Origin of the sequence: Brevibacterium sp. CFH 10365 (assembly GCF_009299785.1) — a bacterium.
Lineage (GTDB): Bacteria > Actinomycetota > Actinomycetes > Actinomycetales > Brevibacteriaceae > Brevibacterium > Brevibacterium limosum.
In genome coordinates this window covers 551,957-572,886 of the sequence record NZ_VIGO01000002.1, presented here as the reverse complement: position 1 = coordinate 572,886, position 20,930 = coordinate 551,957, and the positions used below count along the sequence as shown (strand labels likewise).

Below are 20,930 nucleotides of genomic sequence, written 5' to 3'. Positions count from 1 at the left end.
GTCTACCTCCCCACCAGATTCACGAGGGCAGTCGAGGCCGGCTCGATGACACCGAGAAGCGTCTGAGGCAGGACTCCGATGAGCACGGACAGCGACAGCAACGGACCGATCGACCACAGTTCTCGGCCACGAAGGTCACCAAACCCGATCGCCTGGCCCTGAGTGGAGCCGGTAAAGACTCGCTGGAACGCGCGCAAGAACAAGGCAGCCGTGACCAGGATCCCCAGCAGTGCGATCGCAGTGACCGGGGCGACCGCGATACTTCCGGCAAAAATCTGGAACTCAGCAATGAATCCCGACAGCCCAGGCAGGCCCAGAGACGCGAACGACGCGATCGCGAACATCGCCGCAAAACGCGGTGCAGGAGCCGCCAAGCCCCCATAGGAGCTCATGGCGTAGGTTCCAGCTCGAGCTTGCATCACTCCCGCCAGGAGGAAGAGCGCGGCGGTGGTCAGCCCGTGGCTGACCATCTGCACGACCGCCCCCGTCACAGCCACGGAACGGGCCTGAGCACTGTCGTCGCCGACGAGACCGACCGCACCCAAAGCCAGGATGATATAGCCCATGTGATTGACCGAGGTGTAGGCGATCATCCGTTTCAGGTTCGTTTGGGCCAGGGCCACAAACGCCCCATACAGAACCGAGACGATACCGACGATGATAATCACCCAGGCCCAGGATTGCCACGCCTCGGGCAGAATCGGCATAGCGATGCGCACGAACCCATACGTGCCCATCTTCAGCAGCACCCCAGCCAGCACAGCCGATCCGGTCGCCGGGGCATCGGTATGAGCCGGGGGCAACCAGGTGTGAAAGGGAACAGTGGGTGTCTTCACTGCCAGCCCCACCAGAATCGCAGCCAAAATCATCCCCCCTGCCATCGGGTTGCCTTTGAGAGGGTCGGCAGCGACGAGTTGAACAATGTCAAAGGTGTGGGGGTCTGAGAACACGTAAAGGCCGATGAAACCCAACAGCAGAGACAATGACCCCAGGAACGTGTAGAGAAAGAACTTCAGTGCCGAGCGGGCCGCGTTGCCATGGCCCCATCCGGCGATGATGAAGTACATGGCCACGATCGACAGGTCGAAGAACACAAAGAAGACAATGAGATCGGCGGCCACGAACAACCCGAGGCTGACGCCTTCGAGGAACAGAAACAGTGCCGTGTGTACCCGAGGCCGATCGGTGTTCTTCAATGCGTAGATGGCAGAGGCGAGGAAGACCACCGTCGTCATCGCCAGCAGAGACAAAGAGAGCCCGTCGACACCGACGTGATAGCTGCTGTTGACTCCCGGGATCCACGGCACCTGCTCGTCGAAGGCCAAACTATTCGGACCTGGATCTTTGTAGCCAGCCCACAGGATACCGACGAGGATCAGCTCCACGGCGCTGACAACCACCCACACCCAGCGGGCCGCTGCGGGCCCGATCGCGGGCACTGCCGCAACACCGGCAGCGACAATCAGGGGCAGGAAAACGATCAGACTGAGCATGTTCATCCCATCACGGTGTAGAAGGTCCAGATGACAGTACCGGTGGCGAGCACCACGACCATCTGCAGAAAGTACTGGTGGATCGCCCCGGTCTGCGGGAGTCGGGCCAGATGCCCGAGCCGGCCGATCCGACTGGCAATGGCAGTGACACCCTTATCGACTCCGTCGTCGTCGGCCCGGGCCACCGCGTGTGCTATCAAGATGGTGCTTTTGGCAAGGACAGCGACAGATCGGTCCACCACGTAGTCATCGAACCACGCCAGAACCCGCGCCAAGACCAATGTTGGGCGGACAATAATGACATGCGCGGCCGTATCCAATCCGAGCCAAGCACGTGCCCACCGTGGCTGCGGGGCACGCCACCAAAACATCACCACCACTACGATCACAGCGATCGCCGCTGAGGTAACCAGTTCGACTACCGAAACCTCACCCCGGCCACCGAGGACCTCGGTGAGGACACGCCCGAGTGGGGGAAGGGCGAGCACACTGAGTGTGGCCGCGCCGAGCGCGAGCACAACCAGTGGAGCTTGTTCCAGAACCGTTATCCCGCGAAGGCCCTTCGGACGAACGCCTGCGCGCGCACCGCGGGTCCATATCGTCGACAAAACCTTGCCCGCATAGGCCGCGGACAAGGCCCCCGCGACCAGTCCTGCTGCGTAGAGTAACGGTGAGGATTCGAGCGCGGCTGAGAGCACGGAATCTTTCGTCGCCCACAACGACAAAGGAGCGATTCCGGCCAACGCCAACGCCCCGACAGTCGCGGTGACACCGACGACCCGCCATCGGCGCGCCGCGCCTCGCAGCTGCGCCAGATCCTCGGTGCCCAACGCCTGCAACCACGCTCCCGCAACGAGAAACAACAGCGCCTTGACTGATGCGTGCGCAACCAAGTGGGCTGCTCCACCGCTAACGGCACCGACCCCGGCGGCAAGGACCACGAAGCCCAGCTGGGCAACCGTCGAGGCGGCCAACAATTGTTTGAGGTCCCGCTGCCCCAACGCCACGAACCCCATCAGCACCGCAGTGCCCACACCCGCCCAAGCTGTCACCGGTCCGGCCCAATCAGTTGAGGCCAGCAACGGTTCGATCCGCAGCAAGAGATATCCACCCATGGCGACCATCGTCGCCGAGTGCAGCAATGCGCTGACTGGGCTCGGGCCCTTCATCGCGCCTGAGAGCCAAAACGAGAATGGCAGCTGCGCGGCCTTACCCAACGCCGCGACCACAATCCCTGCCGCGATCACGTGTCGCCACGGGTCGGCAACCGAGGAAAGGTCGGTCAGCCTCATGCCGACTCCCCCGGCCAGAGCGGCACCGGCTGCGACATACAGGCCCAGGTCGGCGGTACGAGTTGTGATAAACGCCGTCAAACCTGCGGAGACACGGGTGGAGTCACGCCACCAGAACCCGATCAGGGCGTACGACGTAGCCCCCATCAGCTCCCAGGCGAACAGGAGCGCCGGAAGGCTTGCCGCTGTCGCGGTCACCAAAGCCGCGGCAGAGAAGATCAACATCAGTCCAAAGAAGCGAGACCGACCTGCGCGAATGGTGCCCGCAGCGAAGACCAGGACCAAAAACGTCACTGTCGCAACCATCGGCACAACTAGTCCCGCAAGAGCGTCGACGTCCAACGCGAAGTCGGCACCCGCGAGGAACGGGTAGGACACCTCCGGGCGGGTGGCAGCAGTGAAGAACGCCCCGATCGTCATCAGCCCGGCCGTCGCCACCGCGATCAACCCCGCACCGCGGTCGGCCCGGCTTATCACGAGCACGCCACCGACGGCTGCTGGAAGCACCACCATGGCCACGAGTGCCGCCTGCGGCCCGATCACTGAGACAACTCCTGAGACATGTCGGTCATATCCGTCTCCCGCCGACGATGCAACAACACGGCCACAGCAAAGCCCATCGCCATCTCCACCGTCATCGCAGCCAATATCACCAGCAACAGCACCTGTCCCGACGGGTCCGGTGCCAAAAACCACCAGAATCCACCAGCAGCCAGCAGCACCCCGTTGATCATCAGTTCCAGGCCCATCATCACCATCACGACAACCTGTTGAGACAGCGCACCGTAGAGTCCCACCGCGAATAATGCCGCAGCCACCACCAACACAGCTTCGAGAGTCATTGCTCCACACCTCGGTCCCAGGCATTGTCGACGTGAGGGCCACGCAGGTCATCGCCAAACCGGTCATAGCGAGTCCGATGCGAAGCCAGGACGACACCGGCGACGATCGTGGCGACCATGACAGCGCCCACTCCCGCCATGACCAGCATCTTCTCACCCATAATCTCCAACCCGAGTGCGCGTGTGAGGTCAGCAGGTGGCCCACTGCGACGCTGCGGCCACGGGATCAGAAGGGCACCTCCTGCCAACAGCACGAACACCGCGACTGACGTTGCGATTGCAGTCTTCTTCCCATGAGTCATATCCATGGGCATAAGTGCGGGATTCATCCCCATGAACATCACCATGTAGACAGCCATCACCGCCATCTCCATGACCATCATCAGGATCGTGATTAACCCCAGATAGTTCTGTTGCAGCAGGAGAATCTGCACACCCACGGCGATGAACGACACGGCCAGTGCATATGTGGCGCGCGCCATGGAATCGACCACGAACACGGCAAGACCGCTCGCCACAGCGATTATGGCCAGGGTCCAGAACGCAATTCCGATCAGCATGCTTCAGCCTTTCCCGACAACAACGACAGACACGACAAGGTCCTGAATCACAATGGCTGGGAGCAGAATCGTCCACCCGATCGTCATAAATCGATTGGGACGCAGGAAGGGAATCTTACGGCGTAGCCACACGAGAACGGCCAGGACTGCCATCGTCTTCAGCAGCACCCAGGTCCAGCCCGGCAGCCATGGTCCAGCTCCTCCTCCGAGGAACATGGGAACAGCGAACGCCGACCCAGCGGCCAAGAACAGGTAGCGACCGGCATGGAAGACCAAACGATCGACGGCGGACAACTCTGCTCCCGCACCACCAACGATGTCGGTGGCCACGGCCGCGGCGAACGGCCCCCAGACCGAAAAGCCCATCACTCCGATCAGATAGATCAGGAATGCCACAGGCATCCATACTGCGAACCACAGCTCGTCCTCTTGAGCGGCGGCAACGGCACCGACTCGGAGGCTGCCAGCGGCGATGGCCGGGGCTACCAGAGCAAACATCAAGGGCAGTTCATAGGCCAGGCCGTGAGCGAGGAACCGATAGCCGCCTATGAGACTGTGCGTCGAATTGGCTCCCCACCCGGTGATCCACACCAGCGCCCAGACCATAACGTCGATGGTGTTGAACCACACCACACCGACATCGAGATCGGTCAGCGTCCAAGAGCCGAAGGGGATGACAGCAATCATCAGGAACGCGCCGGTGAACATTCCCATCCCACCGGTTCTCCACAGCATGGTGTCTGCGGCCACGGTGGTGCGCCTGCGCTGACGCAGTAGCCGAGCGAAGCGATTGTGCACCCATCCGCCGTGAGCACCGTGAGCGCGGGCCGATAGACCCGCATCGAGTGCGACAGCGAAGATCGCGAGTCCGCACAAAAGGGCCCCGGCTACCACAGACCACACGGCAGGAACGGTCACTAGATTACTCTCAGTCATGCGCTACCCCATGAGCCGGGAGGGGTTGCAGATTCACACTGGCAACGCCAAGCCGCAGGGTCGCGAGTTCGAGACCGATGACCAGGTCTGGCAGGACCTGCCAGGAAACGTCGTCGTCAACCGTCGGGCCCCCACCGTCGACTGCGACCTGAATTCGAGTGAGGGTGCGAAGCATTCGATCATAGGCATCTCCCCGGCAACTAGCAGGCAAACCGTATCGTTGACATTCGAGATGATCAAGGACGAGGACTCTGCGCAGGGACCCGCGCAACAACCACGATCTCCGGATCGCACGCTGCAGGCGTTCGAGCCCATCATGGGCCTCGGAATGATCACCGCGCAACAGGTGGTCCCTGGTCTGGCGGGCTCGAGCAGCCAGATCGTCAGCTCCGGCAAGGGCCAGCAGCGACATCACGTTGTCGCACAGCATTGCAGGGCTGAGTCCAGGAGCAGGCACAGGTGAAGTGTGACCATCAACGATGGAGGCGTCGGAGTCGACGACCACATCGCCTTGCAATGTGCAGTTCATGGCCAGACCGGCTGGCCAATAGGCGAGGATCGGGCCAAGTGTGAGGTGCAAGACATCCATCTCAAGACCGTCTCGATCCGGCCCGCCTTGAGCTAAGGGGATCCCGCCGGGAGACATCTCCATGTCACCATGATCGCTGTGATCCATTCCGCCGTGGCCGCTATCGTCGATGTCGGCGTGGTCACTGTGGCCCATGTGACCGTGGCCATTGTGGTCCATGTCGGTGTGGCTGTCGTGGTCCATTCCGCCGTGATCGTCATCCATGGTGTCGTGGCTACTGTGGCTCATGGCGTCATCGCTGCCGTGGTCCGTGTCATCGTGGGGAAGCCGAGGTTCTTGTGGCCGCGAACTCGCGTCATGCTTGTGGTGCGTGGTGTCGATGTAGAGGGTTATGGCATCGTCGAGAGCAGAGCTGACAGTACTGGTTGAGGGCATATCGGCATGAACCCGGGGCCCGGGCATCTGTTCCCAGAGTCGGTCCACCAATTGTGTGAGCTCGGGCCCCGGCACCCCACAAACTGCGAGCACGTCCGCATCTGCTGGACTCCATGCACGCCGCCAGCCACGACGCAGCATCTGGTCTTCGAGTTCCACCCGCGTCGACCACTGACCCGGCACCTCGACGACGAGCACCCGAATGGCGGGCACCGCCAATTTCGCCAGCATCTGGGTTATACCCATCGGAAGGCCCCTTCCCGCCAGGCCCACGCGACGGCAACCAGGAGCGCTCCAAGAAACAGGAACATCTCGATCACAGCAGAGATGCCCTTCTCGGCCACAACGACCGCCCACGGATACATGAACAACATCTCGACATCGAAGGCGAGGAAGACGATTGAGGCCAGGTACCAACGCACATGAAATCGGGACAGGGCGTGTTCTTGTGGAAACCACCCAGACTGTGCTGGAAGCACTGTCAACGATTGAGCATGCACGCTGGTAGTTCGGTGAAGACCGTAGATGAGCACGACAGCGATCATCGCAAACAGACCCATACCTAGGATCCCGTACATGAGAGACCGTCCTTCCCCGCCATTGAGGCAAACACAACCAACACTGACCAGTCGGGTCAACAGCGTGCGGCTGGCTCAGCTGCGCATCAACCGACTGATGGCTTCAGACACTTCGTCGAGCTTGTCATCAGCGTCTGCTCCACCGTCTTTGACCGCGTCGACGACGCAGCTGCGCATATGGTCGTCGAGGAGACCTCGGGCAACGTTGCGCAACGCGGATTGGATGGCCGAGACCTGAGTAAGAATATCGATGCAATACTGCTCTTCATCGACCATCCGTCCGATACCGCGCACCTGGCCATCGATGCGCGCCAGACGTCGTTGGTACTGCGCTTTGTCGCGAATATATCCGTGCTCATGACCAGCACCATGGCAAGCGGAAGCCTCTTCAACGTCGTTTTCCTGTGGGGGTGTGATGTCGATCGAGTCTTGCGATTTCGCCATTGGTTGCTCCTCAGACTTCATTCCATATTGGAAAGTCGTGATTGACCCGAACCGAATATGAATCAGGGCAGGTGGTGCCCGAAGGGCTGCAGGTAGGGATGCTAGAAATCATCGGCTCTATGCCGGTACCGCTTGATAGCCGGCTTCCTCCACCGCATTCACGATGGCCTCAGGGTTAACGTTCGTTGCCGACGTCACGACGAGCCTTCCGGTCTGGTGGGAAACCTCGACGTTGGTCACGCCCGTTATCTCCTGGACTTCCTCACGCACAGACATTTCGCAATGACCGCACGTCATCCCGGAAACGATGAACTCACTGTTCTCACTCATCTTGGACCTCCATCATTGAATACCTAGGGTAGGTATTATCTGGGGCTGACGATATACCCATAGAGGGTATGGTTGTCAATGGAAATCAGGCCAGTTATATTTTGTGGCACATGACACGAATGTGACCTGCGGCAACGATCAGTCGTATCCGATCATGACCGTATGAGGCAGAGCCCCGAGTGGGACGTAAGGAGATGATGTGAAACGACGAGGAATTGCCATTGCAGCGCTCACACTGCTACTGGCTGGTTGTGCAGCCGACGATTCTCAAGAAAGGTCAGAGGTCGATCCGGTCTCGTCGGAGGAATTTCTCTCCGATCACGGACTGGCAGGAATGGACGCGGTTGAGGCCATCGACCATCTTGACCAGCTCGCAGTCACCGATCGTCCAAGCGATCTGATGGCATCGATCTATCCTGATGAACTCGTGCTAGCGGGCGAAGCGCAGGAGGTGACACTCGATCTACCAGCAGAGAAATCATATGTGTCGATTGCCCCTTATGTGAACACCACTCACGAGTGCTTCTATCACAGCCTCACCACCTGCCAGGGAGAACTCGGCAACGAGGACCTCGACGTCCAGATCACCGATAAGTCCACCGGCGACGTCGTCGTCGATGAACCAGCGACGACCTTCGATAACGGTTTCGTCGGTTTCTGGGTACCGAGCGATATCGAGGGAACCATCAAAGTCAGCCATGAAGGCAAGACTGGCTCTACCACCTTTTCCACCACCGAAGATGGTGCTACCTGCGTCACTGATCTTCATCTCACTTAGGCCGCATTCGCCGTCTTGCGGCTACTTGATCCAGAAGCAGCGGCCAGCGAAGTCCGCTTTCCTCAGTCTGCGCTTCGTTTTACCGCTCGAGGAGCTTGGCCCCATCGGTGCGGAGCTCACCAGTTGGGGAAACATGGCGGTATAACGTCTGACGAGTTACCCCAATTTCCACGCAAAGGTCACCGACATTGGTGCCGGGTTGTCCCATCGATGCCATTGCGAGGCGAACTTTGGCCGGGGTCATCTTAAAAGGCCTACCTCCCTTACGACCCCGCGCGCGCGCCGAGGCCAGACCAGCTTTGGTGCGCTCAGAGATGAGTTCACGTTCAAATTCGGCCAACGCCGCAAAAATTCCGAACACCAGTTTGCCCGACGCCGTGGTCGTATCGATCGCAGCACCTTGGCCAGTAAGCACCTTAAGCCCCACCCCCCGCTCGGTGAGGTCATGGACGATGTTGACCAAATGGCGCAAGTCTCGGCCAAGACGGTCGAGCTTCCACACGATCAACGTGTCTCCTGAACGAAGAGCCTTGAGANTCGGTGAGGTCATGGACGATGTTGACCAAATGGCGCAAGTCTCGGCCAAGACGGTCGAGCTTCCACACGATCAACGTGTCTCCTGAACGAAGAGCCTTGAGACATGCGATCAGTTGTGGTCGGTCGTCCTTCTTGCCTGAAGCTCTGTCTTCATACAATTGCGCATCATCGACACCCGCAGCAGAGAACGCGTCCCGCTGGAGATCGGTGGTCTGCGATCCATCAGCTTTCGACACTCGAACGTATCCAACCAGCATGTCCATACCTCACCACTTATACGTTCGTTTGTGTGACACTCCTGGGGAACCTCTCTGATCGTCAGAAATTGTCATTTAACCCGTTACTTATTCTACGTTGCACAGACGATACTGACGAGAGTTATTGTGACACTTCATCGAGATGTGTAGCTGTTATTCGCAGATGGCGGTACTTCTGCTGAGCTATGTGGCGGGCCATGCTGTCGCCGAGTGGTCATCCATCACGACCACCCCGCCAGGAATGCTGTCACAGCGCATGACCTTCGGGCTTCCGGTCGCCCCATACTCTTAGCATGCAAACCATGGGTGTTAATCCACGCGCCGAAACCTCGGAACTGGAGTCCGCGCGGTACAGGGTGTACTTCTGGACCGGCACCGCCTCCGATGAAGGGGAGGTGGGGCGGACGTCCATGAAGTGGTCGCGGCGGAGGCGAGCCTTGGCGAACGCACCTACACGCTGTACGCGTGCGCGCCTCGGATGGGCGCGGCCTGGTCCGCCTGGCCAGGGAGGGATCCCGTGCCCCGAAGTGGCTGATGGCATCGCTCGACGCTCTTTCCCGGGGGCGGCACCGCTGCCGCCATCGGACGCAAGGCCCATGGCGGGGTTCCCCCAACGGAGTGGGCATGCCGCTCGATGTCCCAATAGTCTTGCGATAGCCTGAACTTATGGAAATGGCCTGTGCAGATTGTGGATGTGTGGTTCAACGCGGCATAATCGTGCACGCTTGCGATCGCCATCCAGATTGTTGCTGCCGGGATGTGCCGGTCGCGCAAGTCGGTGACACTGCGGGCGAATAGCCCCCGTCGTGATGGGCGCTCAACGCGACGGCGTCGGGCGGTGCGCGACGACCCGGGGAATGAGTCGGACGTAGGTGACCATGCCGACGAGTTCGACCAGTGTCTGCGTGACCACGACGACCGCGACCAGGGACAGCGAGTCGGGCAGTGCCAGGGCGAGGGGCAGTATAACCAGGGAGTTTCGGGTCGCCCCGGAGAAGACCAACGCTCGCGTCGCCGGTGCTGCCCGACTCGCAATCCCGCAGGCACGCCAGATGGTTCGACACGTTCGAGCGCGTCAACTGGACACAGATCGCGGCCGAATCATGCGTGCCAGTGCGAACATTGTCACGCTGGGCCGCGAAGTATTGTGCTATCCCGACCATCGTCCGGATCACCGCAGGCAACTTCCGACTCGTCGACCGTTTACTCCCTCAGATCGAACGCATGCAGACCGTGAACGACCTCAACGAGTTGACACCCGAGGTTGTCAGAGGCAGCTCGGCAGGCTCTCCTTATCGGCCACTAAACGCCGCGAGAAACGTGCCATTTACCGCTGCGACTCACAAATGGCGGTTAATCGCAGCTTGGATTGGCGGATTTGCTGTCGCGCAAGCGGATTGCAAGCTGACACTGGCGCTTTACGGCGGGGTGATGACATTTCGCGCAGGCGACTTCTGACATTCCGCAGCGTTGTGCACACGAGTACTGAACGACCAGTATTCAATAGCCGACAGCAAAACACCGAAAACACGGAGCTGGATGTGCAGTCGGCTCCTAAAAACGACAGCGAGAGTTGCCACGACCGAGCGAGTCTCCTGTCTCATAAAACTAAAGATTTTCGAGCAGGTCTTTGCTGCCTCTTGAGTCCTCCGAGGCAGATGTGTCAGTGAACATCCACCTCAGACCACGGTAGAAAATCCGCCAATGAGCCCCTGCAGTCCGTTGACCCATTGAGTCCAGACTCCAGTGATCAGCAGTATTCCGATTCCGATGAGAACGGCCCCTCCAGCACGGGTAATCGCGACGTGGTGATCTTTGACCCACCTCATGCGGCCGCCTCCTCTGATGAGTAGCAAAGAGACAAGCAGGAAGGGAATGCCAAGACCCAGGCAATAGCTGAGGGTCAATATGGTTCCGCGAAGCAAGGCACCGGATGCTGTCGGCCCGAAACTGGTCGTCAAGGCAAGTACTGCCGCTAATGTCGGCCCCATGCACGGGGCCCAGCTGAACGCGAACGTTCCGCCGAGAAGCGGTGCTCCCCACAGTCCCGCCTGAGGGCGGCTCTTGATACGCCACTCCCGCTGGAGGAGACTCAACCCGCCCATGAAGATGATCCCTGCCACGATGACGATCGCACCCATGATGCGATTGATCACGTCCGCCCAGGCGCTGAGAAGTATCCCTGTGAGAGAAAAGACGAGTCCAATTGAGACGAAGACTGCCGAAAAGCCGAGCATGAACAAGAACACACCGATGACCACGCGGAGTGTCTTCTGATCTTCGAGTGACTTCCCGGCAAGTCCAGTGACATAGCCAAGATAGCCAGGCACCAGGGGTAGCACGCATGGCGACAGGAACGAGATGATCCCGGCGATCACTGCAATCGGGATTGCCAGCAGCATCGGGCCCGAGCTTGCTATCTGTGAGAACTGTTCACCGATCGTTGCCACAGCGATCACGTGTCCTTGGTGATTACATCGGAAATAAGGCCGTCGAGAGTCGAGCGATCGACGATCCCGACGACGCGAGCAGCAGGACGGCCCTTGGAATCGAGAATCACCGTCGACGGTACGGCCTGCGGTGGAAGAAGACCGCTCAAGGCCGCCACTGCCCGCCCTTCTTTGTCGAGCATGGACGGGTAGGTGATGCCGAATTGTCGAGCAAATGCGTTTGCCGCGGCAGCTTCATCTCGGACATTGATTCCCAGGAAGTGCACTCCCTCCTTGCGGAACGATTCGTAGCTTTCCTGAAGGTCTGGAGCCTCTTCTCGACACGGTGGGCACGCTGCGTACCACAAGTTCAATACCACTGGGCTACCCTGCCATTCTTGTAAGTCGAAGGCATCCCCGTTCGTCGTGTTTCCGGCCAACTGCACAGGTGTTGAGCGCTTCGATTCGGGAATCTGCGTGATCACCCCCGTGCCTGCCACGTACCCCTGATCATTTGATCCCGAAGAGTCCCCAGCGTTCTTGTCGGAGGGTGCGCATCCGGTGATCGCTGCCAGCATGACAGCGAGCAAAGCGCTCCCGTAGGCCAGGCGGGAAAAGGATCGAAGTCGCGATCGCTGCGCATAGGTGTTTTGCACGTTGGCTCCTTGGGCAGTATGAATTCTTAAGATAATTCTACAATTCGTAGAATTCAGACTCGAATCACATGGCCTGCCAGCGGGGATATGGATCACAGCTGTCTAAGCTCACCGCCGAGCAGGCAGGAGGGTGATGGCCATTCCTTATTGGGCATATCCGCTTCCGCGCCGCAGCGCTTACCGTTGAGCCTCTTTGTGTACCACTGTGGGTCAAAAACGGCTTCACGGTATCGGTGACCAAGCATGCGACTCTAGATTACACATAGGTCAGCTGGCACTGTATAGTTCAGTACATGCTGACTATTGCTTCACGCCTCGACGTCATGAACCGGCTCGGCCGGGCTATGGCGGATCCGACGCGCTCCAAGATTCTGATGACGCTGCTCGACGCTCCGAGTTACCCGGCTGTGCTCTCTCGAGAGTTGGAATTGACGCGTTCGAACGTGTCGAACCATCTGACCTGCCTGCGCGATTGCGGGATCGTGGTCGCTGAGCCGGAGGGCCGACAGACGCGATACGAGATCGCCGATCCGCACCTCGCTGCTGCGCTCGTCGCGCTGGTGGACGTGACGCTGGCCGTGGATGAGCACGCGCCGTGCGTGGATTCGGCGTGCATAGTGCCGGGGTGCTGCGGAGCGGGGGCCGACGCGTGAGCGCGGCGTGCGGCTGCGAGCACGAGCCTGCTGCCACGGCGGGAGAGGAAATCGAAGAAGTAGAGAGGCCCTGGTGGAAGGATCGCGGAATCATGGTGCCGGTGTTCTCCGGCGTTGCGTTCCTGACCGGGCTGATCTTCGATTGGTCCGCCCTCGAGATCCTGGGGCTTGTGCTGTTCTGGATCGGTCTGTTGCTGGGCGCGTCGACGTTCACTCCGGGAGCGATCCGGAAGCTTTTCAAGGGCAAGCTCGGTATCGGGCTGTTGATGTCGATCAGTGCGATCGGCGCTGTCATCCTCGGGTATGTCGAGGAGGCTGCGGCTCTGGCGTTCCTGTATTCGATCGCTGAGGCGCTGGAGGATAAGGCGATGGACCGCGCCCGGGGCGGGTTGCGGGCGTTGCTGAAGCTCGTGCCGGAGACGGCGATCGTGTTGCGCGACGGCGTCTCCGTCGAGGTCCCCGCGAAGGAGCTGGTTGCCGGGCAAATCTTGCTCGTCCGCCCAGGCGAGCGGATCGCGACCGATGGGATCGTCCGCTCGGGGCGCTCCAGCCTGGATACGTCGGCGATCACTGGGGAGTCGATTCCGGTCGAGGTCGATCCGGGTGATGAGGTGTCGGCGGGCGCGATCAACAGCTCGGGCGCGCTGGAGGTCGAGACGACTGCGGCGGGCACCGATAACTCGCTGACCACGATCGTCGAGCTGGTGGAGCAGGCACAGACGGAGAAGGGCGAGCGTGCTCGTCTCGCGGACAGGATCGCCCGTCCACTGGTGCCCGGCGTTCTGATCCTCGCTGCGGTGGTCGCGATCCTTGGGTCGCTGTTGAGTGACCCGGATGTGTGGATCACGCGTGCGCTCGTCGTGCTGGTCGCCGCCTCTCCATGTGCGTTGGCGATCTCGGTGCCGTTGACGGTCGTCGCCGCGATCGGTGCGGCGAGCAAGTTCGGCGTGATCATCAAGTCCGGTGCCGTCTTCGAGCGCTTCGGCACGATCCGGCACGTCGCCGTCGACAAGACCGGCACCCTGACCCGCAACGAGCCCGCGGTCACCGCCGTCCTGACCGTGGACGCCGTTGCTGAGACGCAGGCGCTGGCCTGGGCGGCGGCGCTGGAGCAGCACAGCACGCATCCCCTCGCGGCAGCGATCACGGCATCTGCACCCGGTGTGCCCGCAGCTGCGAACGTGACCGAGCAGACCGGATACGGCGTCGAAGGCATTGTCGACGGCGCTCGTATCACCGTCGGCAGCCCCCGCTGGCTCGACGCCGGCGAGCTCGGTGGCCAGGTCTCAACCCTGGAAGAGCAAGGCATGACCGTCGTGATCGTCCACCGCGACGGCTTCCCGGCCGCGGCGGTTGGTGTCCGTGATGAGCTGCGCCCTGAAGTCTCCGAGGTCGTCGGCACGCTCGCGGATCAGGGCATTGGGATGACGATGCTCACCGGAGACAACGCCCGGACCGCTGGTGCGCTGGCTGGCCAGGCGGGCATCAATGACGTGCGCGCGGAGCTGCGTCCCGAGGACAAGTCTGCTGCGATCGGTGATCTGTCGAAGGTGGGGTCAGTCGCGATGATCGGTGACGGCATCAACGACGCCCCGGCTCTCGCGGCCGCGGATATTGGCATCGCGATGGGAGCTACCGGCTCCGACGCAGCGATCGAGTCCGCCGACGTCGCCTTCACCGGCCACGACCTCCGCCTGATCCCGCGTGCGTTCGATCACGCCCGCCGTGGTCGGCGGATCATTAATCAGAACATCATTCTGTCGCTGCTGATTATCGCCGTACTGCTCCCTCTGGCCCTGTTTGGGGTCCTGGGGCTCGCCACTGTCGTCCTGGTCCATGAGGTCGCGGAGGTCGTCGTGATCCTCAACGGTCTGCGTGCTGCCCGCACCCGCAGATCACGATTGGAGAGCTGATGCTCACGACCATCGGATCAGCGATCGGACTGTTCGCTGCGACCAACATCGACGACATCGTCGTGCTCACAGTGCTGTTCCTCGCCTCTCGCCGAGGCCAGCTTCGTCCATGGCAGATCGTCGTGGGCCAGTACCTCGGGTTCATCACCCTCGTCGTGATCAGCGTGGTCGCTGCGCTCGGTCTCACGATCATCCCGGATGAGTGGGTGGGATTCCTCGGCTTGATCCCGCTCGGCATCGGTATCTGGGCCCTCGTGCGCGGCTTGCGCCGCAACGGCGATGACGATGACAAGATCGCCGCGGTCGGGCTGTGGGGCGTCGCCGGGATCACGATCGCCAACGGGGCCGACAATATCTCGCTCTACACGCCCATTTTCCGCACCAGCTCGCCCGGCGACGTCACGATCATGATCGTCGTATTCCTGATACTCGTCGCCGTGTGGTGCGCGGCCGGACGCCTAATCGGAACTCACAAGGCCGTCACCGAAACGCTCGAACGCGTCGAGCACTGGCTCGTCCCGGTCGTGTTCATCGGACTGGGCCTGTTCATCCTGGTCGAGTCCGGCGTCATCATCCGCCTCATCGAGGCCCTCGCATGACCCCGGACGCGACCTCCGACATTGAGCCGGCGTCGGTAGAGCCGCCGCAGAGGGGGCGCTGGCGGCTCACCGCAGCGTCGCTCCTGCTGGCCCTGGTCGTCGTCCTAATCGATCAGGGAACGAAAGCGTGGGCCCAGGCCACGCTCATCGAGGGTGAGCGAATCCCGCTGGTCGGTGACCTGCTGGGCTTGCAGCTCGCCTACAATCCCGGCGCGGCGTTCTCCTTCGGCGAGGGGTTCACCTGGGTGTTTGCTCTGGTGGCCGTGGCCGTCGCCATTGCCGCGCTTGTCTTCGCGTTTCGTGTCCGACGGCCCGGGTGGGCGGTGGGGATCGGTGCGCTCGGCGGGGCCGCCGCCTCGCACGCCGGAGACAGACTCTTCCGCCAACCAGGATTCGCGCAGGGGCACGTCGTGGACTTCCTCGCCTACGGCAACTGGTTCATCGGCAACATCGCTGACATCGTGATCGTCATAGTAGCGGTTGCAGGAACGCTCTTCATGATCCGCGACGACCAGAATTGAAATGATGACCAATCGAGATCAGGCTGCAGTATCTCGACGGCCGCTCGTACTGGGAGGTGCTCGACCGCAGGATCGCCGAAGCACTGTACGTGCGCACCAACGCGAGCAAAAGAGCATCGAGAGTTCCGGCAGGCGGATCAGCATTTACAGTGAAGTCAGCCGCGGTCGAATTTACAATCACAATCGTGAGAACGATGCCCTAAGCCTGGATCCAGCCAAGACTGGGCGACCAGTAGTGACTGGATATGTCTTTTGGGTTCTGGATAGCATCATGATGCCTTCCGTTCTCCATCGCTGTTCTCAATATTGTGGCTTCCAGACTGGTGCATGAGATTGCAAGGGCGGTTGTCATTGTCATTGAGCGCAGAACCGTTTACACGAACCGCAGTTTTTCCACCCATCCGATGTGAGTGATGCCAGCATGATGCCATCCTCGAAGACCTACGTGAAAGTGAGCGACCGTTGAGCCGCAGCGTGAAAATCTCCCTAGCAATGATCGGCGTCGCCGCCCTCGTCCTCGCCGGTCTGCTGGTGTTCAATGACGACAGCAACGAACCACAATCGGACACCGCACCCACCAGTGCAGACACCGCCGACTTACTGGTCCGCGATGACAGCCCCCGCCTGTCTAAGGGAGGCGAAGCAGTGTTCGTAGAGTTCCTCGACTTCGAGTGCGAAGGCTGCCTGTCTCTTTACCCGGTCATCGAGGACCTGCGAAAGGAATACGGGGACCGTGTCACATTCGTCGTGCGACATATGCCCTTACATAACAACTCCGTCAACGCAGCCCTGGCCGCCGAGGCGGCTGCTGAACAGGGCGAGTTCGAGGCGATGTATCAACGCTTGTTCGAAACGGTAGACGAATGGGGCCACCAAGAGACATCACAACGCGAGAAGTTCTACGGCTACGCCAAGGAACTCGGCCTGGACATGGACCAATTCACCGCATCCTATGATGATCCGGCCACTCTCGAACGCGTTGAGCAGAGCCAGAAGGACGGGCAGGCCCTCGGTGTCACCGGCACGCCAACGTTCTTCCTCGACGGCGAGAAGCTCCAACCCGAAAGCGTCACTGACCTGGAGGAAGCCTTCGATGCTGCCCTCCAAGACTGAGACCGGCAACGAGACGGAGACACAAGAAGCCCCGGTCACCTCGCCCCATGGCCTGGCAGCGTTGTTCGTCGTAGGCGGGCTCATCGGGTTGATAGCGGCTGTGGTGTTGCTGGTGGAGAAAATGACACTGGCAGCCAATCCGGACTATATCCCCAGCTGCAACGTCAACCCAGTTCTCTCCTGTGGCTCGGTAATGGCGACTCCGCAAGCCGCGGCATTTGGTGTTCCGAACCCGATCATCGGCGTCGCAGGCTTCGCCATCGTCGCGGCTATCGGCGTAGGTCTTCTCGCTGGAGGGCGATACACAGCCTGGTACTGGGCCACCATTCAGATCGGTGTAACGTTCGCGGTCATATTCGTGCACTGGTTGATCTATCAGAGCCTCTACGTCATCGGGGCTCTATGTCCTTACTGCATGGCAGTGTGGGCAGTGACGATCCCCATCTTTTGGTACGCCTCTACCCGAAACCTCAGATCACTGAGCAAGGAAACGAAATGGATCACTGCGCTCAACGAATACCGGGGAGCGATCCTGACCGGCTGGTACCTCCTCATCATCGTTTTGATCGCCAACCGCTTCTGGGACTACTGGTCCACTCTCGTGTGATCCTCAACGCGATGAGTCGTCACCGCTCTAGGTAGTCTCGACGACCACGATATGGACCGGAAGAGACTCGCCTATTAATCCTTCTCGACTTGAGCCGCCATCTCAGTCTGTAAAATAGCCGTCGTTTATCACTGAAGTTCACAGTCACAATTAGCGGTATGCGGCTTGGGTTGGCGGCTTTGCTGTCCCGCAGGCGGATCCTCAACTGACACCGGCGCTTTATACCCTGGGATGACGTTTCGCGCAGGCGACTTCTGACATTCCGCAGCATTGTGCACACGAGTACCGAACGACCAGTATTCAATAGCTGACTGCAAAACACCGAGAACACGGGACTGAACGTGCAGGCGGCTTCTGACAATGACAGCCGGTGTGTCACGTAAACGAACGTATAAGTGATGGAGTGTGTAGATGCTGGTTGGGTACGTTCGAGTCTCGAAGGCTGACGGTTCACAGACAACCGATCTCCAGCGAGACGCGTTGTCTACTGCTGGCGTCGATAATGCGCAATTGTATGAAGACAGAGCTTCAGGCAAGAAGGACGACCGACCACAACTGATCGCATGCCTCAAGGCCCTACGTTCAGGAGACACCCTGGTCGTGTGGAAACTCGACCGGCTCGGTCGAGACCTTCGACATCTGGTCAACATCGTTCACGATCTCACTGACCGCGGCGTCGGGCTAAAAGTCCTCACCGGCCAAGGCGCGGCCATCGATACAACGACCGCGTCAGGGAAGCTCGTGTTCGGGATCTTTGCTGCCCTTGCCGAGTTTGAGCGCGAACTCATCTCCGAACGCACGAAAGCCGGCCTTGAATCTGCCAGAGCGCGAGGACGCAACGGTGGCCGTCCCTACAAAATGACTCCGGCCAAAGTACGCCTCGCGATGGCTTCCATGGGCCAACCAGGAACCAACGTGGGTGCACTGTGCCAGGAGCTCGGGATCAGTCGCCAAACCTTGTATCGACATGTGTCACCGACAGGCGAACTGCGCGACGCTGGCCGCGACGTCATGTCGGCAACCAAACGATAGTCAACCCAGTTCAGGGCCGTCGTCGCTCGACGACAATCGTGTCGCGCCAGCGGCCGGCAAGTGGACCATAGGTCATGTAAGCAATACGTTCTCGCCGTCCGACAGTTCGAAAGCCAGCGTGCTCGTGGAGACGAAGGCTGGCGGTGTTCTCGGGAAAGATCGACGACTGTATCGTCCAGATGCCACGTTGGTCGGTGAGACTGATGAACTCAGACAATAGCTGAGTGCCGACACCTTTGCCTGAAGCATCGGGGTGCACGTAGATCGAGTGTTCGACGACGCCTCTATAGACCTCGCGAGACGATACCGGCCCAGCGCCCACCCATCCTAGAATTCTCCCATCTGCATCCACGGCGACACGACACAGATCCAGCCGCCTGGTTGCACAAAAGTCCTCCCAGGCGGCTGGTGGAGCAGCTTCGAAGGTGGCGTGGCCGGTCTCGATTCCCGTGCGATACAAGTCCTTGACCTCGGACCAGTCAGAGCTGACCATCTCTCGAACATGGAGGTCACTCATGACATCAGGCGCGAATGAAGTATCTCGACACGCCTGCGGATGTCGTCGCGCACGAGGCGCATGCGCTCGATGCCCTCGATTCCTCGCTCAGACGGCTCGTCGGTATCCCAGTTCTCCAATTCTGTGCCCGCAGGCACCTCCACGGTCGCTTCACGTCCCAAGGTGATGACGATATCGGCCGCTTTGAGCTCAGCCTCGTTGACAGGCTTTGGACTGCCGTGACTGATATCGATGCCCAGCTCGTCCAACGACTGCACCGAGAGTTGGTTGAGTGATTGACCGGGCTTTATGCCAGCAGAGACCACATCGATCGTGTCGCCGGCGAGATCGCTCATGAGCCCCGCGGCCATTTGGGACTTTCCGCCGTTTTTCACACAGACAAAGAGAACGCGTGGTGGAGTTGTCATCGTGTCTCCTGGTATGCACTGCGTCCGTGCTCCAAGCCGGTCGGAATGCCAATCGAGACCGGCTCAGCGGGCGCACCGCAGCACGAATCAGCCTCGACAGTATCGGCAACAGGTGCGTCACAAGAGGACCCAACGTCGGCTGAACACACGCCTGTTTCAGGAAGAACCAATTCGACTCTCTCTGCGGCAGCCTGATCGCCTGCCAGGGCTGCAACGATGGAGCGGATCTGCTCGTATCCGGTGAACATCAGGAACGTGGGCGCACGACCGTAGGACTTCATGCCCGCGATATAGAAGTCCTTCTCCGGATGCGCCAGCAGGTTGGCTCCGTGGGGCGGAACGGTTCCACAGCTGTGATATTCGGGATCAATGAGCGGACCCAGCTGTGTCGGTGCTTCAACAACAGGATCGAGTTCGATGCGGATCTCGCGCAAGAAGTCGAGGTCCGGCCGGAATCCGGTGGTCGGGACGACGCAGTCGACGTTGAGCGAGACTGACCCGTCGGGCGTGGTCCCTGAGACAGTGAGTCCATCAGTGGTGTTGAGCTCCGTAATGGTCACTGACGTGTGGACGTCAATGCGCCCGGTCTCGACGAGGTGGCGCAGACGGGTGCCCAGCGCTCCACGAGCCGGGAGCCCATCCTGGTCACCGCCACCGTAGACGCTGGCGGGGTCGGCTCCGCGAATTGCCCAGCTGATACGTGTGGTCGGTTCTGCTTCGTTGAGTTCCCCGAGAGCCAGCAGCGTATTTGCAGCCGAGTGCCCGGCTCCGACGACGAGGACGTGTCGGCCGGCGAACTCATCCCGGTCTCGTCCAAGAACATCGGGCAAAGGCGAGGTAACCAGTCCGGCTTCCCTTGCCGCAGCCTCACCGATAGCTGGAAGGCCCGCTTGGCCGAGAGGGTTCGGGGTTGCCCATGTGCCGGAAGCATCGATGACGGCACGTGCGTGATGATCTTCGATCACTCCGTCGGCAGTCTGGGTGCGGACGAGGAAAGCCGTGGCATCGCGATCTGGTGTGCGTGTCCGGTCCATACCAAGACGGCTCACAGCGATGACACGTGTCTGAGTGCGGATTGCATCGCGCAGCTGTGGAGTCGCGGCCAAGGGGGCAAGGTAGTCGTTGACGAGTTCAGTTCCGGTCGGCAGATAGTCACTGTCGGGTTCTTGCCAGTCAGTGCCTTCGAGGAGAGTCCGAGCGGCGTGATCAATGTTGTACTTCCACGGGGAGAACAGACCGATATGGCCCCATTCGCTGACGGCTGCTGCCGGTGCAGCACCGGCTTCGAGGACGAGTGGTTTCATCCCACGCGTGACCAGATGGGCGGCAGCAGCTAAGCCAACCGGGCCAGCGCCGATGACGACGACCGGAAGATCAGCGAGGGTCGAGTTCTCAGGCATAATGAATCTCCTTCTTAGCAGTGGCAAATTGATCGATGAAAACCGGGCGAGTAACCACTTTTCCGCGGAGAC

23 protein-coding genes and 3 pseudogenes are annotated in these 20,930 nt (G+C 60.4%); 9 read left to right on the top strand and 17 right to left on the bottom strand.

The genetic code is table 11. From position 1 onward, the window contains the following. Window positions 1-2: 2 nt before the first annotated feature. From FHG09_RS06130 to FHG09_RS06090, 9 genes are all read right to left on the bottom strand, one after another. Window positions 3-1,499, bottom strand: coding sequence for a complex I subunit 4 family protein (locus FHG09_RS06130; RefSeq protein WP_227492566.1), 1,497 nt, complete (start codon window positions 1,497-1,499; stop codon window positions 3-5). After that, complete coding sequence (locus FHG09_RS06125) at window positions 1,496-3,328, bottom strand: NADH-quinone oxidoreductase subunit L (RefSeq protein WP_208094670.1); 1,833 nt, start codon at window positions 3,326-3,328, stop codon at window positions 1,496-1,498. The genes FHG09_RS06130 and FHG09_RS06125 overlap by 4 nt, the downstream gene beginning before the upstream one ends. Continuing rightward, entirely contained in the window at window positions 3,325-3,627 is a 303-nt protein-coding gene (locus FHG09_RS06120; RefSeq protein WP_152346762.1) for an NADH-quinone oxidoreductase subunit NuoK, read from the bottom strand. The genes FHG09_RS06125 and FHG09_RS06120 overlap by 4 nt, the downstream gene beginning before the upstream one ends. Next, window positions 3,624-4,187: an NADH-quinone oxidoreductase subunit J gene (locus FHG09_RS06115; RefSeq protein ID WP_152346761.1), complete on the bottom strand. Its 564-nt coding sequence runs from the start codon at window positions 4,185-4,187 to the stop codon at window positions 3,624-3,626. The genes FHG09_RS06120 and FHG09_RS06115 overlap by 4 nt, the downstream gene beginning before the upstream one ends. Before the next feature lie 3 nt (window positions 4,188-4,190). Continuing rightward, window positions 4,191-5,123, bottom strand: coding sequence for a complex I subunit 1 family protein (locus FHG09_RS06110; protein WP_152346760.1), 933 nt, complete (start codon window positions 5,121-5,123; stop codon window positions 4,191-4,193). Further along, window positions 5,116-6,333 (bottom strand): hypothetical protein, encoded by a 1,218-nt coding sequence (locus tag FHG09_RS06105; protein WP_152346759.1) that lies wholly within the window; start codon window positions 6,331-6,333, stop codon window positions 5,116-5,118. Before FHG09_RS06105 ends, FHG09_RS06110 begins: the two co-directional genes overlap by 8 nt. Beyond that, complete coding sequence (locus tag FHG09_RS06100; RefSeq protein WP_152346758.1) at window positions 6,324-6,665, bottom strand: NADH-quinone oxidoreductase subunit A; 342 nt, start codon at window positions 6,663-6,665, stop codon at window positions 6,324-6,326. Before FHG09_RS06100 ends, FHG09_RS06105 begins: the two co-directional genes overlap by 10 nt. Before the next feature lie 75 nt (window positions 6,666-6,740). Continuing rightward, a complete protein-coding gene (locus tag FHG09_RS06095; RefSeq protein WP_152346757.1) occupies window positions 6,741-7,109 on the bottom strand; it encodes a metal-sensitive transcriptional regulator in 369 nt (122 codons plus the stop codon). A 117-nt stretch (window positions 7,110-7,226) separates the two neighbouring features. Then, window positions 7,227-7,439: a heavy-metal-associated domain-containing protein gene (locus FHG09_RS06090; RefSeq protein ID WP_152346756.1), complete on the bottom strand. Its 213-nt coding sequence runs from the start codon at window positions 7,437-7,439 to the stop codon at window positions 7,227-7,229. Window positions 7,440-7,638: 199 nt separating this feature from the next. On the opposite strand from FHG09_RS06090, the gene FHG09_RS06085 reads away from it, so the two are divergent. Continuing rightward, window positions 7,639-8,217, top strand: a complete 579-nt coding sequence (locus tag FHG09_RS06085) for a CueP family metal-binding protein (protein WP_152346755.1) — start codon at window positions 7,639-7,641, stop codon at window positions 8,215-8,217. A gap of 79 nt (window positions 8,218-8,296) precedes the next feature. On the opposite strand, the pseudogene FHG09_RS20210 reads toward FHG09_RS06085, so the two are convergent. The 3 pseudogenes from FHG09_RS20210 to FHG09_RS06070 form a co-directional block, all read right to left on the bottom strand. Further along, window positions 8,297-8,752, bottom strand: a pseudogene (locus tag FHG09_RS20210) (recombinase family protein); the annotation flags it as partial. Between the two features lie 103 nt (window positions 8,753-8,855). Next, window positions 8,856-9,011 (bottom strand): annotated as a pseudogene (locus FHG09_RS20345) (recombinase family protein); the annotation flags it as partial. Window positions 9,012-9,828: 817 nt separating this feature from the next. After that, a pseudogene (locus FHG09_RS06070) lies at window positions 9,829-10,026 on the bottom strand (arsenic resistance protein); the annotation flags it as partial. A 2-nt stretch (window positions 10,027-10,028) separates the two neighbouring features. Between FHG09_RS06070 and FHG09_RS19965 the strand changes: the two are divergent. Further along, window positions 10,029-10,469: a hypothetical protein gene (locus tag FHG09_RS19965; RefSeq protein ID WP_227492565.1), complete on the top strand. Its 441-nt coding sequence runs from the start codon at window positions 10,029-10,031 to the stop codon at window positions 10,467-10,469. A gap of 221 nt (window positions 10,470-10,690) precedes the next feature. Here FHG09_RS19965 and FHG09_RS06060 read toward each other — a convergent pair whose 3' ends face one another. Together FHG09_RS06060 and FHG09_RS06055 are read right to left on the bottom strand one after the other, a co-directional pair. Beyond that, the gene (locus FHG09_RS06060) at window positions 10,691-11,470 is read right to left on the bottom strand and encodes a cytochrome c biogenesis CcdA family protein (protein WP_152346754.1); all 780 of its coding nucleotides are present in this window, start codon (window positions 11,468-11,470) and stop codon (window positions 10,691-10,693) included. After that, on the bottom strand, window positions 11,467-12,096 hold the full coding sequence (locus FHG09_RS06055; RefSeq protein ID WP_152346753.1) for a TlpA family protein disulfide reductase: 630 nt from the start codon (window positions 12,094-12,096) through the stop codon (window positions 11,467-11,469). Before FHG09_RS06055 ends, FHG09_RS06060 begins: the two co-directional genes overlap by 4 nt. Window positions 12,097-12,389: 293 nt before the next feature. On the opposite strand from FHG09_RS06055, the gene cmtR reads away from it, so the two are divergent. The 7 genes from cmtR (at window position 12,390) to FHG09_RS06020 (ending at window position 18,534) form a co-directional block, all read left to right on the top strand. After that, window positions 12,390-12,749 (top strand): Cd(II)/Pb(II)-sensing metalloregulatory transcriptional regulator CmtR, encoded by a 360-nt coding sequence (cmtR, locus tag FHG09_RS06050; RefSeq protein WP_009885367.1) that lies wholly within the window; start codon window positions 12,390-12,392, stop codon window positions 12,747-12,749. After that, window positions 12,746-14,662, top strand: coding sequence for a heavy metal translocating P-type ATPase (locus FHG09_RS06045; RefSeq protein WP_227492564.1), 1,917 nt, complete (start codon window positions 12,746-12,748; stop codon window positions 14,660-14,662). Before cmtR ends, FHG09_RS06045 begins: the two co-directional genes overlap by 4 nt. After that, window positions 14,662-15,261 (top strand): cadmium resistance transporter, encoded by a 600-nt coding sequence (locus tag FHG09_RS06040; RefSeq protein WP_009885365.1) that lies wholly within the window; start codon window positions 14,662-14,664, stop codon window positions 15,259-15,261. Before FHG09_RS06045 ends, FHG09_RS06040 begins: the two co-directional genes overlap by 1 nt. Continuing rightward, window positions 15,258-15,782, top strand: a complete 525-nt coding sequence (locus FHG09_RS06035) for a signal peptidase II (RefSeq protein ID WP_009885364.1) — start codon at window positions 15,258-15,260, stop codon at window positions 15,780-15,782. The genes FHG09_RS06040 and FHG09_RS06035 overlap by 4 nt, the downstream gene beginning before the upstream one ends. Before the next feature lie 492 nt (window positions 15,783-16,274). After that, complete coding sequence (locus FHG09_RS06030; protein ID WP_062862467.1) at window positions 16,275-16,895, top strand: DsbA family protein; 621 nt, start codon at window positions 16,275-16,277, stop codon at window positions 16,893-16,895. Beyond that, entirely contained in the window at window positions 16,876-17,502 is a 627-nt protein-coding gene (locus FHG09_RS06025) for a vitamin K epoxide reductase family protein (protein ID WP_062862468.1), read from the top strand. The genes FHG09_RS06030 and FHG09_RS06025 overlap by 20 nt, the downstream gene beginning before the upstream one ends. Before the next feature lie 411 nt (window positions 17,503-17,913). Next, complete coding sequence (locus FHG09_RS06020) at window positions 17,914-18,534, top strand: recombinase family protein (protein WP_152346752.1); 621 nt, start codon at window positions 17,914-17,916, stop codon at window positions 18,532-18,534. A gap of 10 nt (window positions 18,535-18,544) precedes the next feature. Here the strand turns inward: FHG09_RS06020 and FHG09_RS06015 are convergent, their stop codons facing one another. The 3 genes from FHG09_RS06015 to FHG09_RS06005 are packed head-to-tail and all read right to left on the bottom strand — an operon-like array spanning window position 18,545 to window position 20,858. Beyond that, window positions 18,545-19,051 carry a GNAT family N-acetyltransferase gene (locus tag FHG09_RS06015; RefSeq protein WP_152346751.1) on the bottom strand — a complete coding sequence of 169 codons (507 nt, stop codon included), beginning with the start codon at window positions 19,049-19,051 and terminating at the stop codon, window positions 18,545-18,547. Further along, the gene (locus FHG09_RS06010) at window positions 19,048-19,458 is read right to left on the bottom strand and encodes a low molecular weight phosphatase family protein (protein ID WP_152346750.1); all 411 of its coding nucleotides are present in this window, start codon (window positions 19,456-19,458) and stop codon (window positions 19,048-19,050) included. Before FHG09_RS06010 ends, FHG09_RS06015 begins: the two co-directional genes overlap by 4 nt. After that, complete coding sequence (locus tag FHG09_RS06005) at window positions 19,455-20,858, bottom strand: FAD-dependent oxidoreductase (protein WP_152346749.1); 1,404 nt, start codon at window positions 20,856-20,858, stop codon at window positions 19,455-19,457. The genes FHG09_RS06010 and FHG09_RS06005 overlap by 4 nt, the downstream gene beginning before the upstream one ends. Window positions 20,859-20,930: the final 72 nt, after the last annotated feature.

Bases quoted from the DNA above. Each gene is read 5' to 3' on its own strand.
- FHG09_RS06005 (WP_152346749.1), bottom strand. From the start codon at position 20,858: ATGCCTGAGAACTCGACCCTCGCTGATCTTCCGGTCGTCGTCATCGGC.
- FHG09_RS06090 (WP_152346756.1), bottom strand. From the start codon at position 7,439: ATGAGTGAGAACAGTGAGTTCATCGTTTCCGGGATGACGTGCGGTCAT.
- FHG09_RS06095 (WP_152346757.1), bottom strand. From the start codon at position 7,109: ATGGCGAAATCGCAAGACTCGATCGACATCACACCCCCACAGGAAAAC.
- FHG09_RS06115 (WP_152346761.1), bottom strand. From the start codon at position 4,187: ATGCTGATCGGAATTGCGTTCTGGACCCTGGCCATAATCGCTGTGGCG.
- FHG09_RS06130 (WP_227492566.1), bottom strand. From the start codon at position 1,499: ATGAACATGCTCAGTCTGATCGTTTTCCTGCCCCTGATTGTCGCTGCC.
- cmtR (WP_009885367.1), top strand. From the start codon at position 12,390: ATGCTGACTATTGCTTCACGCCTCGACGTCATGAACCGGCTCGGCCGG.
- FHG09_RS06020 (WP_152346752.1), top strand. From the start codon at position 17,914: ATGCTGGTTGGGTACGTTCGAGTCTCGAAGGCTGACGGTTCACAGACA.
- FHG09_RS06010 (WP_152346750.1), bottom strand. From the start codon at position 19,458: ATGACAACTCCACCACGCGTTCTCTTTGTCTGTGTGAAAAACGGCGGA.
- FHG09_RS06030 (WP_062862467.1), top strand. From the start codon at position 16,275: ATGATCGGCGTCGCCGCCCTCGTCCTCGCCGGTCTGCTGGTGTTCAAT.
- FHG09_RS06120 (WP_152346762.1), bottom strand. From the start codon at position 3,627: ATGACTCTCGAAGCTGTGTTGGTGGTGGCTGCGGCATTATTCGCGGTG.
- FHG09_RS06105 (WP_152346759.1), bottom strand. From the start codon at position 6,333: ATGGGTATAACCCAGATGCTGGCGAAATTGGCGGTGCCCGCCATTCGG.
- FHG09_RS06110 (WP_152346760.1), bottom strand. From the start codon at position 5,123: ATGACTGAGAGTAATCTAGTGACCGTTCCTGCCGTGTGGTCTGTGGTA.
- FHG09_RS06040 (WP_009885365.1), top strand. From the start codon at position 14,662: ATGCTCACGACCATCGGATCAGCGATCGGACTGTTCGCTGCGACCAAC.
- FHG09_RS06035 (WP_009885364.1), top strand. From the start codon at position 15,258: ATGACCCCGGACGCGACCTCCGACATTGAGCCGGCGTCGGTAGAGCCG.
- FHG09_RS06015 (WP_152346751.1), bottom strand. From the start codon at position 19,051: ATGAGTGACCTCCATGTTCGAGAGATGGTCAGCTCTGACTGGTCCGAG.
- FHG09_RS06025 (WP_062862468.1), top strand. From the start codon at position 16,876: ATGCTGCCCTCCAAGACTGAGACCGGCAACGAGACGGAGACACAAGAA.
- FHG09_RS06100 (WP_152346758.1), bottom strand. From the start codon at position 6,665: ATGTACGGGATCCTAGGTATGGGTCTGTTTGCGATGATCGCTGTCGTG.